The organism is Martinezella sp. CNPSo 3964, from assembly GCF_057784375.1.
Genome location: NZ_JBXSOW010000012.1, coordinates 143,557 through 159,266, shown reverse-complemented (window position 1 = coordinate 159,266; position 15,710 = coordinate 143,557). Strand labels below are relative to the sequence as shown.

At 60.7% G+C, this 15,710-nt stretch carries 12 protein-coding genes; 5 read left to right on the top strand and 7 right to left on the bottom strand.

Annotated elements, in window-relative coordinates; translation table 11 throughout:
- Nucleotide 1 precedes the first annotated feature (1 nt).
- The 4 genes from AC13Q5_RS29085 to AC13Q5_RS29070 all read right to left on the bottom strand — a co-directional run bounded on the left by AC13Q5_RS29085 (nt 2) and on the right by AC13Q5_RS29070 (nt 4,168).
- Nucleotides 2-1,315 (bottom strand): cytosine deaminase, encoded by a 1,314-nt coding sequence (locus AC13Q5_RS29085; RefSeq protein ID WP_488504033.1) that lies wholly within the window; start codon nt 1,313-1,315, stop codon nt 2-4.
- Nucleotides 1,315-2,181 carry an ABC transporter permease gene (locus AC13Q5_RS29080; protein WP_488504032.1) on the bottom strand — a complete coding sequence of 289 codons (867 nt, stop codon included), beginning with the start codon at nt 2,179-2,181 and terminating at the stop codon, nt 1,315-1,317. Before AC13Q5_RS29080 ends, AC13Q5_RS29085 begins: the two co-directional genes overlap by 1 nt.
- Entirely contained in the window at nt 2,181-3,005 is an 825-nt protein-coding gene (locus AC13Q5_RS29075; RefSeq protein WP_457878187.1) for an ABC transporter ATP-binding protein, read from the bottom strand. The genes AC13Q5_RS29080 and AC13Q5_RS29075 overlap by 1 nt, the downstream gene beginning before the upstream one ends.
- A gap of 146 nt (nt 3,006-3,151) precedes the next feature.
- The gene (locus AC13Q5_RS29070; RefSeq protein ID WP_488504031.1) at nt 3,152-4,168 is read right to left on the bottom strand and encodes an ABC transporter substrate-binding protein; all 1,017 of its coding nucleotides are present in this window, start codon (nt 4,166-4,168) and stop codon (nt 3,152-3,154) included.
- A gap of 184 nt (nt 4,169-4,352) precedes the next feature.
- Between AC13Q5_RS29070 and AC13Q5_RS29065 the strand changes: the two genes are divergently transcribed.
- Nucleotides 4,353-5,321 (top strand): LysR family transcriptional regulator, encoded by a 969-nt coding sequence (locus tag AC13Q5_RS29065; protein ID WP_075855047.1) that lies wholly within the window; start codon nt 4,353-4,355, stop codon nt 5,319-5,321.
- Here AC13Q5_RS29065 and AC13Q5_RS29060 read toward each other — a convergent pair.
- The 3 genes from AC13Q5_RS29060 to AC13Q5_RS29050 all read right to left on the bottom strand — a co-directional run bounded on the left by AC13Q5_RS29060 (nt 5,309) and on the right by AC13Q5_RS29050 (nt 10,580).
- Nucleotides 5,309-6,106, bottom strand: coding sequence for a creatininase family protein (locus AC13Q5_RS29060; RefSeq protein WP_488504030.1), 798 nt, complete (start codon nt 6,104-6,106; stop codon nt 5,309-5,311). The two genes, AC13Q5_RS29065 and AC13Q5_RS29060, sit on opposite strands and share 13 nt — an antisense overlap.
- A 168-nt stretch (nt 6,107-6,274) precedes the next feature.
- Entirely contained in the window at nt 6,275-7,198 is a 924-nt protein-coding gene (locus AC13Q5_RS29055; RefSeq protein ID WP_488504029.1) for a response regulator, read from the bottom strand.
- Complete coding sequence (locus AC13Q5_RS29050; protein WP_488504028.1) at nt 7,191-10,580, bottom strand: hybrid sensor histidine kinase/response regulator; 3,390 nt, start codon at nt 10,578-10,580, stop codon at nt 7,191-7,193. The genes AC13Q5_RS29055 and AC13Q5_RS29050 overlap by 8 nt, the downstream gene beginning before the upstream one ends.
- A gap of 230 nt (nt 10,581-10,810) precedes the next feature.
- Between AC13Q5_RS29050 and urtA the strand changes: the two genes are divergently transcribed.
- From urtA to urtD, 4 genes are all read left to right on the top strand, one after another.
- Entirely contained in the window at nt 10,811-12,100 is a 1,290-nt protein-coding gene (gene urtA, locus AC13Q5_RS29045; protein ID WP_075855044.1) for an urea ABC transporter substrate-binding protein, read from the top strand.
- 67 nt (nt 12,101-12,167) lie between these two features.
- Nucleotides 12,168-13,793, top strand: a complete 1,626-nt coding sequence (gene urtB, locus AC13Q5_RS29040) for an urea ABC transporter permease subunit UrtB (protein WP_488504027.1) — start codon at nt 12,168-12,170, stop codon at nt 13,791-13,793.
- Nucleotides 13,790-14,950 (top strand): urea ABC transporter permease subunit UrtC, encoded by a 1,161-nt coding sequence (urtC, locus tag AC13Q5_RS29035; RefSeq protein ID WP_488504026.1) that lies wholly within the window; start codon nt 13,790-13,792, stop codon nt 14,948-14,950. Before urtB ends, urtC begins: the two co-directional genes overlap by 4 nt.
- Before the next feature lie 4 nt (nt 14,951-14,954).
- The gene (gene urtD, locus AC13Q5_RS29030) at nt 14,955-15,710 is read left to right on the top strand and encodes an urea ABC transporter ATP-binding protein UrtD (protein WP_488504025.1); all 756 of its coding nucleotides are present in this window, start codon (nt 14,955-14,957) and stop codon (nt 15,708-15,710) included.

Below are 15,710 nucleotides of genomic sequence, written 5' to 3'. Positions count from 1 at the left end.
GTCAGGCTCCAATGACGCTGTCGAGTTCACGATAGTCCGGCAGGCTGCGGTCGATCACCTTGCCCTTGCGAAGGACGACGCGGTCAGACTGTGGACGGGAAAGGAATTCGCTCCAGCGCCGGGCGCTGAAAAGCACGAGATCGGCCGGGCTGCCGACGGCGATCCGCCCGATATCCGGGCGGCCAAGTATCTCTGCGGGCGAGGTGGTGACGACCCTTGCAGCCGTATCCAGCGGATGGTCGAGATGCAGGATGCGCACGGCTTCGCGGAACACCTCGACCGGATCGAGATCGCCGTAGGCGTAGAAGGGGTCTCGCGTATTGTCGGAGGCAACCGCAGTCGGCACGCCGGCCTCGGCAAGCTCGTGCAAAAGCGTGACGCCGCGCCAGCGCGGCGTGCGGCCGGCATGGCGGTCCTGCAGATACATGTTGCACATCGGCAGTGAGACGATGGAGATCCCGGCCTTGGCGACGAGATCGATGGTGGCGCGAGCGACATCCTCGTCCTGTCGGGCGAGTGAGCAGCAATGGCCGGCCGTCACCTTGCCCTTGAAGCCATTGCGAAGCACGGCTTCGGCAAGCGCCTTCAGCGTCAAGACCTGCTTGTCTTCCGTCTCGTCCACATGCAGGTCGATGTCGAGGCCGTTATCGGCGGCGGCGCGCAGAAGCTTGTCTAGCTGCGCGTCAAGTTCCGGGGTCATCTGCGTGACACCGCCCATCAAGCCGCCGGCCTCGCGCACAACACGGAGCAGATCGGTGAAGAAGGCGTCATCCACCATGGCATCGAGCGGAAACAGGGCGACGGCCTGCAGCGCGATCTTGTCTTTCCAGGCCTCGCGGACCGAGCTGAAGACCTCGAAGGAGATGCGGTGCTGCGGTGCCAATGAATCCAGGTGAGTGCGGATCAGACCGGTGCCATGGGCATAGGCCGAGCGCAGCGAAAATTCCATGCGCCTGCGCACATCGTCGGCCGACCAATTGGCCTCGCGGTCGGCACGCACGGCATCGAGCGCACCCATGAAGCTGCCATCGGGGTTGGAGCGCCGCTCCCATATGTGGCCCTTGTCCAGATGGGTGTGCATGTCAGCAAAAGTCGGCCAGACCATGCCGTCGCGCACGTCGACCTTGGCATATTCGGCCGGCGCAGTGCCGGGCGCGCGGATATCGCTGACGAGACCGTCGGTGACGACGATGTCGGCCTTGACGAGGCCCTCGCTGGCTGGTGCCTTGAAGCCTAAGAGCGTCACGGCGGGAATGGTGGCTTTGCTCAGCACGAAGCGGGCGGCATTCGGCGGCGACATGAAGGCGTGTGACATCAGTTCTCCCGCTTGAGGCTGCTCTCATGCCAGCGATGCAGGCTCAGCCATGAGATGAAAGAGGTAAAGGCGAAAATGGCGACGCCGAGCGCCGAGAGCAGAAGCAGGGCTGCGAAGAGCCGCGGCATGTTCTGACGGTATTGTGCTTCCAAAAGGCGGAACGCCAGGCCTGAATTCGGGCCGCCGGAGCCGGCTGCGAATTCGGCAACGACCGATGCGATCAGTGACAGACCACCGCCGATTCTCAAGCCCGTCATGAAATAGGGCTGGGCGGCCGGCAGCTTCAGATGCAGCAGCGCCTGCCAGCGCGAGGCGCCGTAGAGATCGAACAGATTGAGGAGATTGTGATCGACGCTCTTCAAGCCCTGAACCATGTTTGAGAGGATCGGAAAGAAGGCGACGAGGAAGCCGCAAATTAAGAGCGCCGCTTCGCGTGTCGGTGCGTATATCAGGATCAGCGGCGCGATCGCGACGATCGGCGTTACCTGAAGGATGACGGCCAGCGGATAGAAGGCAAGCTCGATCCAGCGGGACTGCACGAGGAAGATCGCAAAGCCGACGCCACCAATCAGCGCCAGGACCAAGGATATGAAGGTGATCTCCGTGGTCACCCATAGAGCGGGCCACAAGATGCCCCAGTCGGAAACGAGTGCCTTGGCGACGGCAATCGGGCTCGGCAGGATATATTGCGGAACACCGGTGCCGACGACCAGAAGCTGCCAGAGAACAAGAAGAACAAGGACGGTCAGAATCGGCACGAAGATGCCGAGGACGCGTTCGAAACTGCGCTGCCTCGCAGCTGCGGTAGCGGGCATATCGGCCGTTTCAATGGACAGAGTGGCGGGCAGGCTGGTGCTATCGCTCATCAATGGACCTCCGGCCAGCCGATGGCCTCGATCAGGGAACGGGATACTTTTTCACACACCTGCCGATACTCTTCGGACGAACGGTAAAGAGGATCGCGCTCGCCACTGGTTTCCAATGGAAAGTCGGTATGGACGCGGCCCGGCCGCGCCTTCATGACGACGATACGATTGGAGAGGTAGGCGGATTCATAGACGGAATGCGTGACGAAGATGACGGTGATCCCCGTTGTCTGCCAGAGACGAAGCACGTCATCATTGAGCTTCTGGCGTGTGATTTCGTCGAGTGCTGCGAAAGGCTCGTCCATCAAAAGCAGTTTCGGCTTCGTCACCAGCGCGCGGGCGATCGAAACCCGCATCTTCATGCCGCCGGACAATTCGCGCGGATAGGCGTCGGCAAAGTCCTGAAGTCCGACCGTGGCCAGTGTTTCCATGATCTGTTCGTGCGCGGCCGCCTGCGACACGCCCCGTAGTTTCAACGGCAGATGAACATTGCCGAAAACCGTCTTCCAGGGAAGCAATGTCGGCTCCTGGAAGACGAAGCTGATATCGCCCTCCGGCAGGCCCTTTGCGTTGATGCGCGAACTCGGCCAGTCGATCCTGCCGCTCGAGGCGCCGCCAAGACCTGCGATGATGCGTAACGCCGTCGACTTGCCGCAGCCGGAAGGGCCGAGCAGGCTGATGAACTCGCCGCTTTCAACATTGAGCGACATGCCCGATAGCGCCAGCGTGCCGTTGGAGAAGATCTTGGAGACCTGCTCCATGACGACAAGCGGTCGCTTGCGCATTTCCGTTCGATCCGTTGTAGTGGTTTCCGATAGTGTCATTGTTCGGCTCATTGTTGATCCACCCTCCCCTTGAGGGGGAGGGTCGGAGCGAAGCTCCGGGGTGGGGTGATCCTCCTAATCTTCAAATGTCACCCCCACCCGCCGCGTTGCGGCGACCTCCCCCCTCAAGGGGGAGGTGCTAGGGCTCACTTCTTCAGCGCCATCCCAAAACCCTTGCAGACAAACTGCGTGTCGAAGGCCTTCTTGTAGTCGATGTCGGCATCGAAGAGCTTGATCTGCACCATCTCGTCGAAGAATTTCTTGTAATGGGCGTCCGTGATGCAGCCGATGCCCTTGTCAAGGGCATCACCGGATTCGATGATGCCATATTCCTTCATCTTGGCGATGGAATAAGCGATCTGGCCATCCGTCATATCGGGATTGTCCCTCTTGATCAGCTCGTTGGCCGCCTTGTTGTCGCCGTAGAGGTAGTTGTACCAGCCCTCGATCGAGGCATTGACGAAGCGTTGCACGAGATCGGGGTTCTTGTCGACCAGTGCCTTCTGCGCGGTGATCATCGTAGAATAGGGCGAATAGCCAGCGTCAGCGATCAGGAAGACTTTCGGCTTCCAGCCGGCTTGCTTCTCGATCTCATAGGGCTCGGAGGTTACGTAACCCTGCTGTGCGGACTGCTTGTCGGCGAGGAAGGGAGCGGGGCTGAAATTGTATGGCTTGAACTGTTCGTCCTTGAAGCCCGGGAAGTTTGCCTTCATCCACTCGAAATAGGTGATGTAGCCATCCTTGCTCAAAAAGAGCGTCGGCAGCTTGGCAAGATCCTCGAATTTTTCCACGCCGGCATCCGGATGGGCAATCAGCACCTGCGGATCTTTTTGGAAGATCGCCGCGACATCGACGATCGGAATGCCCTGCTTGACCGCGTCGATCTCCTGCTGCGGTCCGCCCATGTAGAAATCCAGCTTGCCGGAAATCAGCAAGGCCGAATTGGCGGCGTTGGGGCCACCCTGGACGATGGTGACATCGAGGCCGTATTTTTTGTAAGTGCCGTCGGCGATGGCCTGGTAGAAGCCGCCGTGCTCGGCCTGCGCAAGCCAGTTGGTGCCATAAGTGACTTTGTCGAGCGCATTTGCGGGCTCGGCCGCCATGATTGCGGCGGCGAGCCCGATGGCGGCGAGGAATGTTTTTGTCTTCAAGGCTTTATACATGGCTGACTGTTCCCTCTATCTGCCATGGGACGTCGTTGTTGGCGCCCATTTCCTGCATTTGAGCGGTTGCCTTGCTCTTTGAAAAGCATCAAAATTCGTGCGCATTGATGCCTTTTCGGCATCTGTTCCCGGGTCTGTGCCTAAATTGTGCGGCCTGGGCAAAAATTAAGCAATGGGAACTCGCATGCTGCACTCAAGACGGCTTCTCTATATCAATGAAATCGCCCGCTGCGGCTCGATCCGCAAGGCGGCGGCACGGCTGAACGTGGCCTCATCGGCGATCAACCGCCAGATCCTGGCGCTGGAGGAGGAAATGGGCGCCCCGCTCTTCGAACGCCTGCCGCGCGGCCTGCGGCTGACGGCGGCCGGCGAACTCTGTATCGAGCACATCCGCGAGGTATTGAAGAATTACGAGCGGCTGGAGGGCCGCATCCGCAGTCTCAAGATGCAGCAGGCCGGCAAGGTCAGGATGGTCGCGACCGTCGGTCTTACGGGCGGTCCCTTGCCTGAGATCATCGCGCGCTTTCTCTCCGAACATCCAAGGGTCTTCATCCAGCTGCGCAACGATGCCGGCTCGACAACCATTGCGCCGGTGGTTTCGGGCGAGGTCGATATTGGGCTTGGCTTCAACATCCCAGCAACACCAGGTATTCGTTCGCTGGGCAATTTCGATATCCCGATCGGCGTCGTGCTGCCGCCCGGTCACCCCTTGATCGGACCGGGGCCGATCAACCTTGCTGACGTCGTCGAGGAGCGGCTGCTCCTGGCGCAGCCCGGCACCAGCCTTAGAGACGTCATCAACTTGACTCTCGCCCGTCTTGCCGTCCAGGTCGAGCCGGTTCTGGAGAGCAATGCTTCGGAGATGCTGAAGCAGATGGTCAAATGCGGGGCGGGGCTGACGCTGCTCAATCCGCTTGATGTCATCACCGAATGTCGGCGCGGCGAGCTGGTATTCCGGCCGATCGCCGAGCCACACTCACGGCCTCAGCCGATGAAGCTCTTCGCTCGCACGCGAGCACCGCTCGATGCCGCCACCAGCCTCTTTGTCGAATATTTGCTCGCGGAGTTGGCCGGGATCGTTGAGGAGCTGCAAGCGAAGGGGCATATTATCCCGCCCTCCGAGCGACGACGCGCGGACGCCTATTTCGAATAGAGGTTGGCAAGCGAATAGTCGCGCAGGTCGTGCAGCATCTCGATGAAGCCGGCGACCTCATGACGGCAGATCAGCGCGCCTTTTTCCGCCGTGCCGTTGGCGGCATTGCCGACGACGCCGTTCGGATTGAGGTCGTGCGCGATCCAGGCGAGCGAATGCGGCGGCAAAGGCTGCAGATATTTCGAATGTTCCTTCATCCACTCGGCCTTGGAGGCGAAATTCTGAGCCTTGTCCATCCGCACGAGCTCGGGCCGGAAATGGAGCATGAGCGAGGTTTCGACATCGCCGCCATGGATGCCGAAGCGCTGCTCATGGTCGTCGATCATGCCCTCAGGCGTGCCGAAGCGGGTCCATTGCGTGGCGACCACGGCCATCTGGTAGCGCACGCGAAGCTCGCGCGCGACGATGCCCATGATATCGAGGTTTCCGCCATGGGAGTTGACGATGACCATCTTGCGGATGCCGGCCTCGGCCACCTTGGCGCCGATGGCGGTCCAAACCGGGATCAGCAACTCTGCGCTCAGCGACAGCGTGCCGGGGCCGTAGACGTGTTCGTTGGCCTTGCCGATCTCCTGCAGCGGCAGGACGAGGAAATCGAGATCGTCCGGGCGCTGCACCTTCAGCTCCGCCAACATGCCCTCAGCGATCGCGACATCCGTTGCGATCGGCAGATGCGGACCATGCTGTTCCGTCGAGGCGATCGGCAGGATCGCGATGGTGGTATCGGGCGAGAGACCGGCGAAATCATAGGTGTTGAGTTCATTCCAGTAAAAGGGCTTCGCCATTGCCATGTCCTCTCGTCAGCGTCTTGTCCTTAAACGGATACGGCAAGGATGATGGCGGTGGAAAGCATCAATTTGCGGCCGTGCCGCTGCCTTTTTGCGTACGCGCAGGGCGGAGTCGTCAAACTGGCTCTTTGTCGCTCCGACGGTCATCGGGCTTCGGTTTTATCGCTAGGGCCTATGCAGGACGTGGGCCGCCTTCACCGCGGCAGATGCCCGGTTCTCGACGCCGAGCTTCACATAGATCTGTTCCAGATGCTTGTTCACCGTGCGGGCCGAAAGCCCGAGGATCTCGCCGATGTCGCGGTTCGACTTGCCCTTGGCGAGCCACAGCAGCACCTCGGACTCGCGCTGCGTCAGCGCAAAGCTCTGACGCAAGGTTTCATCGTCGGCGTTCTGATTGCTGGCCGTCAGGCGGAAGAGGTATTCGTCGGCCCCGATCGCGCCGAGGAAGGTGAATTGCAGGGCGGCCTGACGGCCATTGCTGATCGAAAGAAGATCGTCGCGTGCCGGGCCGAGCCGCTCGCGTTCGAGCATGAAGGCAGCAATATGTTTGGATGCCAGCTCCAGACCGTCGTCGCTGCCGGTGGCGGCGTTGATCAGGCGCGTTGCCTGCGGGGTCGACCAGTGGATGGCGCCATTGCCCTTGACCGCCAGGAGATGACGCCCGGCGGCGTCGAGCGCCACTCTGGCGCTCTGGGCGGAGCGGGCATTGCGCAGGTGCACGCGGATGCGGGCGCGCAGTTCGTCGACATTGATCGGCTTGGTCAGATAATCGACGCCGCCTGATTCCAGCGCATGCACCACATGCTCCGTCTCGGTGAGGCCGGTCATGAAGACGACGGGAATCTGGGCAATGCCCGCATTGGCCTTCAGCCGGCTGCAGGTCTCGAAACCATCCATGACAGGCATGACGGCATCGAGCAGGATGAGATCGGGCGTGATGCGTTCGACGATGTTGAGCGCCGCTAGTCCCGACGTGGCGATCAGTACCGAGAAGCCGGACTGCTCGAGCGCATCCGTCAGGAAGCCGAGCGCTTCGGGTGAATCGTCCACCAGCAAGACTATGTCGCGGGGATGGGTGGGCTCAGCCAATCTGTTCTACCTTTTCAGTGTCGAAGCTGCGCAGCACATTCAGGAATCCGTCGAGATCGAAAGCCTGGACATGAGCGCGCAAGGCGTCGGTGAAGGGCTTGTTCTCGTCGAGCCTGGCGAGATCCGCAAGCTTTGCCTCGATGCCCCTGACATAGCCGATCTCGCCAAGCCGTAGCAATTCGCGGACATGTTCGATGCCAGGGCTCTTCAGGGTTGGCGTCGGCTTCGGTGCGGCCGGGGCGGAGGCATCGGTGTAGATCCATTTCAGCCCGAGATGCAGCGCAAGCTTGTCGCGAAGCTGGCGGATGTCGACCGGTTTGGAGATGGCGTCGTTATGGCTGTCGTCGCTGTCGGTCGCCGCGGCGGCATCGCCGATATTGGCCGACAGCATCAGGATCGGCGCCGTCTGGCTGTTTTCCCTGAGACGCGAAACGAGCTGCCAGCCGTTCATGCCGGGCATGGAGATATCGACCAGGAACAGATCGGGCTTGATGCCTTCTATCAGCGTCAGGCAGTCGGGGCCGCCGGCGGCGGTCAGCACGATGAAATCGAGCGGCGACAGGATCTCGCGCATCAGCTCGCGATGATCCTCATTGTCGTCGACGACGACGATGGTACGCCGCGGCCCCTCGTAGCCGACGATACGCTGTTCCTGTGCAGGTGGTTTCATCGGCCGGATCACGGCAGATAGCATCAGGCGCACCTTGAAGGTCGAGCCTACATCCTTCTCGCTCGTAACTGAAATCTCGCCGCCGAGCGTATTGGTCAGCAATTGCGTGATGGTGAGGCCGAGGCCAAGGCCAGGCATCGGCCTGACGCTGTCGGCCTCGCCGCGCTGGAAGGGCTCGTAGATGCGCGTGATATCCTTGGCCGCGATACCGCGGCCGGTGTCCGAAACCGTGAATGTGGCGACCTGATTGCGGTAACCCACTTCGAAGCGAACGCTGCCGGCATCGGTGAACTTGATGGCGTTGGAGAGCAGGTTGACGAGGATCTGGCGCAGCCGCTTCTCGTCGGTACGGACATAATCGGGCAGGGCGGACGAGCGCTCATGGATGAAACTCAACCCTTTTGCCTGTGCCTGCGGGTGAAACATGTCGACGATCTGGTCGAGAAAATCCTGGATGTTGATCTCATTGGAATAGACCTGCAGGCGGCCGGCCTCGATCTTCGAAATATCGAGCAGCCCGTCGATCAGACCCGACAAATGCTCGGCGCTGCGGCGGATGACCTTCAGGGAGGATTGCCTGGGCGCCGGAATGGTCTCGTCGCGCTCCAGGATTTGCGCATAGCCAAGCACGGCATTGAGCGGCGTGCGCAATTCGTGGCTGAGGCCCACGACATAGCGGCTCTTGGCGCGGTTTGCCGCCTCGGCCGCTTCCTTGGCACCCTGCAGGGCGGCGTCCGTCTTCTTGTGCGCGGCGATTTCCTTTAAGAGCAGCGTGTTCTGGCGCGACGATTCTTCCTCGGCGACCACCCGGCTGTCATGGGCAAGCACATAGAACCAACAGGCCACGCCCGCGATGACGGCAAAGACGAAGAAGACGATGAGGATCGTGCGATTGACGACGGATGCCGTCTCGGGAGAAGCGGCGCCGACCTGATGCGCGATCATTGCGAGGATGGCGCCAATGGCGATCAGTGCCACGGCGACGGCAATGCCATAGCGCCCGAGGCGTGTTGCGAGCTTGGCGACGATGCTTTCGGGCAGCAGGGTCTTTGCGACGGTGGCGACCTGCGTGTTGAGCCGTGCCTTTGGCTTGCACATGTCGTGGCAGCGGCTGTCGAGCGAACAGCACAGCGAGCAGATCGGTGCGGCATAGGCCGGGCACCAGGCCATGTCCTCCGGCTCGAACGGATGCTCGCAGACCGAGCAGGTTATGGTGCTGAGGTTCTTCCAGCTCTGCCGCGGCTTGCGGGCGAGATAGTATTTGCCCTTGGTAGCCCAGGCGATGGCAGGCGAGGCGATGAATGCGACGATCAGGGTGATATAGGGCGCAAGCGATGCCGCGATCGATCCGAAGGCGCCGAAATGGGCGGCAAGGGCGATGGTCGCCGAAAGCGCCATGGCACCGAGGCCGACGGGATTGATGTCGTAGAGATGCGCGCGCTTGAATTCGATGCCTGATGGAGCTAGTCCCAACGGCTTGTTGATGAAGAGATCGGCCGAGATCGTGCAGAGCCACGCCATGGCGATGATCGAGAAGATGCCGAGCGTTTCTTCCAGCAGTCGGTAGATGCCGAGCTCCATCAGAAGCAGCGCAATGGCGACATTGAAGACCAGCCAGATCACGCGGCCGGGATGGCTGTGCGTCAGCCGCGAAAAGAAGTTCGACCAGGCGAGCGAGCCGGCATAGGCGTTCATGACGTTGATCTTCAGCTGCGAGATCATGACGAAGGCGGCCATCAAGAGCAGCGCGGCATTGTGCCAGGGGATCATGTAGCCGAAGGCCGTCAAGTACATCTGGGCGGGATCGGCGGCACGATCGGCCGGCACGCCGGAGGTCAACGTCAAGACGACGAGGAAGGAGCCGGCCAGCAGCTTCGGCGCACCGATGATGACCCAGCCGGGGCCGGCGAGGAAGACGGCGAGGCGATGGCGCCATTTGCGGTGGCCATCCGGCGGCAGGAAGCGCAGGAAATCGGCCTGTTCGCCGATCTGCGACATCAGCGCGAGGATGACGGCGGAGGCGGCACCGAATTCCACCAGATCGAAAGGGGCGGCACTGCCCGGCGCGCTGGCAGTATGGTGAATGCCGGCAAAGGCACGCCAAAGATCGAACTTTCCCCAATCGGCAAAGGCGATGAAGACGAAGGGCAGAATGTTGAGGACGATCCAGAAGGGCTGCGTCAGCAACTGGAACCGGCTGATGAGACGCACACCGTGCGTGACAAGCGGGATCACCATGACGGCGCTGATGATGTAGCCGATCCACACGGGTATGCCGAGCGTCAGCTCCAGCGCGCCGGACATGATCGAGGCTTCGATCGCAAACAGCATGAAGGTGAAGCTCGCATAGATCAGCGAGGTGATGGTCGAGCCGATATAGCCGAAGCTTGCGCCGCGCGTCAGGAGATCGATATCGACGCCGTGACGAATGGCATAGCGGCTGATCGGCAAGCCGACCGAAAGCATGACGATGCTCGCTACGATGATGGCGTAGAAGGCGTTCGTCGTGCCGTAGGAAAGCGTGATCGCGCCGCCGATTGCTTCCAGCGCCAGGAAGGAAATGGCACCGATCGCTGTTTGCGAAATGCGCTGCGAGGAAAACTGCCGGGCGCTCTTGGCCGTGAAACGCAGGGCGTAGTCTTCCAGCGTCTGGTTCGCGACCCAGCGATTATACTCGCGCCTTACCGGAATGATGCGTTGCCGCGCAGCCATGCTTGCCCTTCGTCCGTCCTGCCATAATCAGTCTGGCAGTCCAGGGATGTCGTAACATGGATCGATACCGTGCTTAAGGGCATGAGAGTGCCCAAAGCTGCACATTTCGCCCCGGCGCCTACGTCATTTTACGTATGTGGTTTCCCAAGAGGCGGCCGGATAGTCGCTGAAGGCAACGGCCAATCCTTGTTTACCGGCCGTTGCGGCAGACAAAAAGAGGGGAACCACGGATGAAATTCAAGACTCTCGTCTCCGGCGCGTTGCTTGGCGCCATCATGTCCACGACAGCATTCCACGGCGCTTTCGCAGCCGATGACACCATCAAGGTCGGCGTCCTGCATTCGCTTTCCGGTACGATGGCGATCTCGGAAACGACGCTGAAGGATGCCATGCTGATGCTCATCGACGAGCAGAACAAGAAGGGCGGCGTTCTCGGCAAGAAGCTCGAGCCCGTCGTCGTCGACCCGGCTTCCGACTGGCCGCTCTTTGCAGAAAAGGCCCGCGAGCTGATCCAGAAGGACAAGGTCTCGGCTGTCTTCGGTTGCTGGACCTCGGTATCGCGCAAGTCGGTTCTGCCTGTCTTCAAGGAACTGAATTCGATCCTGTTCTATCCGGTGCAGTTCGAGGGTGAGGAGTCCGAGCGCAACGTCTTCTACACGGGCGCTGCTCCGAACCAGCAGGCGATCCCGGCCGTCGACTACCTGATGAAGAACGAAGGCGTGCAGCGCTGGGTGCTCGAAGGCACCGACTATGTCTATCCGCGCACGACCAACAAGATCCTCGAAGCCTATTTGAAGTCCAAGGGCGTCAAGGACGAAGACATCATCATCAACTACACGCCGTTCGGTTTCTCCGACTGGCAGACGGAAGTCTCCAAGATCAAGGCCTTCGGTGCAGCCGGCAAGAAGACCGCCGTCGTCTCCACCATTAACGGCGATGCCAATGTTCCCTTCTACAAGGAACTTGGCAACCAGGGCGTCAAGGCCGAGGATATTCCGGTCGTTGCCTTCTCGGTCGGCGAAGAAGAGCTTGCCGGCGTCGACACCAAGCCTCTGGTCGGACATCTCGCAGCCTGGAACTACTTCCAGTCGGTCGATACGCCCGCCAACGCCGCCTTCATCAAGGAATGGCACGCCTACACCAAGAACGACAAGCGCGTCACCAACGACCCGATGGAAGCCGCCTATATCGGCTTCAACATGTGGGTGAAGGCCGTCGAGAAGGCCGGCACCACCGATCCGGACAAGGTCATCGACGCACTCGTGGGTGTCAGCGTTCCGAATCTCACCGGCGGTACCGCCACCATGATGCCGAACCACTACATCACCAAGCCCGTGCTGATCGGTGAAGTGCAGGAAAACGGCCAGTTCGATGTGGTTTCGCAGACCCCTGCCGTGGTCGGCAAGGAATGGTCCGACTATCTGCCTGACAGCAAGGATCTGATCTCGGATTGGCGCATGCCGATGAACTGCGGCAACTTCAACGTTTCCACCGGCAAGTGCGGCGGCAAGGGCTCCTGATATCAGCCGACGCAAGACCGCCGCGGGCAGGCTTTTCTGCCCGCGGCAGCTTGAGGGGACTAGTGCAATGTTCGACAAATTCGTTTACCGCATGGCCTTGGCGCTGGTCGCCGGCTTCTGTCTGGTGCTGGCGTTGACCGCGACGACCGTGCGCGCCCAGGAGGATGCTCACGGCCTCATCAACTCCCTCGGCCAGGCGAATTTCCAGAAGGCCGGCGATATCGTCCAAAGTCTTGCGAAGACAGGCGATCCGAAGGTGGTGCCGGCATTGCAGGCCTTTTCCGACGGCGATCTTTATATAAGAAAATCGGACAATCAGGTGTTCATCGCCAAATCCTCCGGCGACATGATGGATCTGGTGGATCCCTTGACCGGACAGGCGGCCGGCCAGGAAGCCAAGGACAATCTCGGCAAGATCAAGATCAACAACAATCTGCGCCGTGCCGTTCGCGCGGCTCTCGGCAGTCTGACGCTGATGAGCCCAGATCGCGCGACGCGGCTGGAGGCCGCGCAATCCATTCTGAAGGCGCCGAGCGCGGATTCGCTGGAAGCCGTCGAGACCGCGCTGCGGAGCGAGAAGGACGGAGAAATTCGCGGCGTGCTTGAAAGAGCAAGGGCCGTTGCGATCCTTGGCTCGGATCGCCCTGTGGAAGACAAGAAGGCTGCAATCGAGACGATCAAGAATGAAGGCGGGCGCGATGCCATTGGCATTCTGTCTTCGGTTTCCGTAGACGATAGCCTCAAGCCGGACATCGCAGCCGCCATTGCCGGCATTCAGGAGCAGCTGAAGGTCTGGGATGCGGTTCAGAATGTCTGGTACGGCCTGTCGCTCGGCTCGGTGCTGCTTCTGGCCGCCATCGGCCTTGCGATCACCTTCGGCGTCATGGGCATCATCAATATGGCGCATGGCGAGATGGTGATGCTCGGCGCCTATTCCACCTTCATGGTACAGAGCGTCATTCGCACGTCCTACCCCGAGCTCTTTGACTGGTCACTGGCCATCGCCCTTCCGGTCGCCTTCATCGTAACCGGTGCAGTCGGCCTCGTCATCGAGCGCGGCGTCATCCGCTTTCTCTATGGGCGACCGCTGGAAACGCTGCTTGCCACCTGGGGCATTTCGCTGATCCTGCAGCAGGCGGTGCGCTCGATCTTCGGGCCGACCAATCAGGAGGTCGGCAATCCCTCATGGATGTCGGGTTCCTTCGATCTCGGCTATCTCTCCATTACCTGGAACCGGCTCTGGATCATCGTCTTTGCGCTCGGTGTGTTTGTTGCGCTCCTGCTTCTTTTGAAGCGCTCGGCCTTTGGCCTGCAGATGCGCGCGGTGACGCAGAACCGACGCATGGCATCTTCGATGGGGATCCGAACGTCCTGGGTCGACGCCTTCACTTTTGCGCTTGGTTCCGGCATCGCCGGCATGGCAGGCGTCGCGCTCTCGCAGATCGACAACGTCTCGCCGAATCTCGGCCAAGGCTACATCATCGACAGTTTCATGGTCGTGGTGTTCGGCGGCGTCGGCAATCTCTGGGGGACGCTCGTCGGTGCCTTCTCGCTCGGCATTCTGAACAAGTTCCTCGAGCCCTATGCGGGGGCGGTGCTCGGAAAGATCCTTGTCCTCGTCCTCATCATCCTCTTCATCCAGAAACGTCCGCGCGGCCTTTTCGCGCTCAAGGGAAGGGCGGTGGAAGCATGATCACGGCCTTTATCCTTCGCTCGCTCGACCGCCGCATCAGCATCGCTATCGCGATCCTGCTTGCTGTCGCGGCGCTAGTGCCGCTGTCGAACCTGGCTCTGCCGGAAACGAGCGCGTTGCATGTGCCCACCTATCTCATGTCGCTGTTCGGCAAGTATTTGACCTATGCGCTGCTCGCCTTGGCGCTCGATCTGGTCTGGGGCTATTGCGGCATTCTTTCGCTTGGCCACGGCGCCTTCTTCGCGCTTGGCGGCTATGCGATGGGCATGTATCTGATGCGGCAGATCGGCTCGCGCGGCACCTACGGCAATCCCATCCTGCCCGACTTCATGGTCTTCCTGAACTGGAAGGATCTGCCATGGTTCTGGTACGGATTCGATCATTTTTGGTTTGCCATGCTCATGGTGCTCGTCGCTCCCGGTCTGCTTGCCTTCGTCTTCGGCTGGTTTGCCTTCCGCTCGCGCGTCAACGGCGTCTATCTGTCGATCATCACGCAGGCGATGACATATGCTCTGCTGCTTGCCTTCTTCCGCAATGACATGGGTTTCGGCGGCAATAATGGCCTGACCGATTTCAAGGATATTCTCGGCTTCAACATTCAGGCCGATGGCACCCGCGCCGTGCTTTTTGCCGTGACGGCGGTGTTCCTTGCGCTCGCCCTGATGCTGTCCTCGGCCATCGTGCGCTCGAAGTACGGCAAGGTGCTGGTCGGCGTGCGCGATGCCGAAAGCCGCACGCGTTTTCTCGGCTATCGCGTCGAACATATGAAGCTCTTCGTCTTCGTCGTCTCGGCCATGATGGCCGGGATCGCCGGCGCACTCTATGTGCCGCAGATCGGCATCATTAACCCTGGCGAATTCGCACCGGCCAATTCGATCGAAGTCGTCATCTGGACGGCTGTCGGCGGGAGAGCGACCCTGATCGGACCGATCATCGGCGCTATCCTCGTCAATGGAGGCAAGACCATCTTCACCGGCCTGTTTCCCGATTTCTGGCTGTTTGCCCTTGGCGGTCTGTTCGTCGCGGTAACGCTGTTCCTGCCCAAGGGCATCGTCGGCACCATCGCGCAATATCTCGGCAAGAAAAGCAAGCCGGCAAGCCCACCACCGAGGGCTGCGAAGGATGAGGGCCAGCAATCCGTGCAGGCTGCGGAGTAGAACCATGATCCCGGACATCAAACCCAACAACATGCTCTATCTCAACAATGTCTCCGTATCCTTCGATGGCTTCAAGGCCTTGAACTCGCTGTCGATCGTCATCGAGCCGGGCGAGCTTCGCGCCATCATCGGCCCGAACGGAGCCGGCAAGACCACGATGATGGATATCATTACCGGCAAGACGCGGCCCGACGAGGGCGAGGTGTTCTTCAACGGCCAGATCGACCTGACGAAGAAGGATGAGGCCGATATCGCCCAGCTTGGCATCGGCCGCAAATTCCAGAAGCCGACGGTCTTCGAAAGCCATACGGTCTGGGACAATCTCGAACTGGCGCTCAACCGCAGTCGCGGTGTCTTTGCGACGCTCTTCTATCGTCTGACGCCTGCCGACCGCGATCGTATCGAGGAGATTTTGGAGACCGTTCGGCTATCGCATCGGCGCGACGAGCTGGCGGCGAACCTTTCGCATGGCCAGAAGCAATGGCTGGAGATCGGCATGCTGCTCGCCCAGGAGCCGAAGCTCTTACTGGTCGACGAACCGGTCGCGGGCATGACGGATGCGGAGACGGCCGAAACGGCGGTGCTGCTGAAGGAGATCGCCAAGACACGCTCGGTCGTCGTTGTCGAACATGACATGGGCTTTATCCGCGATCTCGGCGTCAAGGTCACGTGTCTGGCTGAAGGGGCGGTGCTGGCGGAAGGGTCGATCGATTTCGTCAGCAGCGATCCGAAGGTGATCGAGAATTATCTGGGGCGGTGA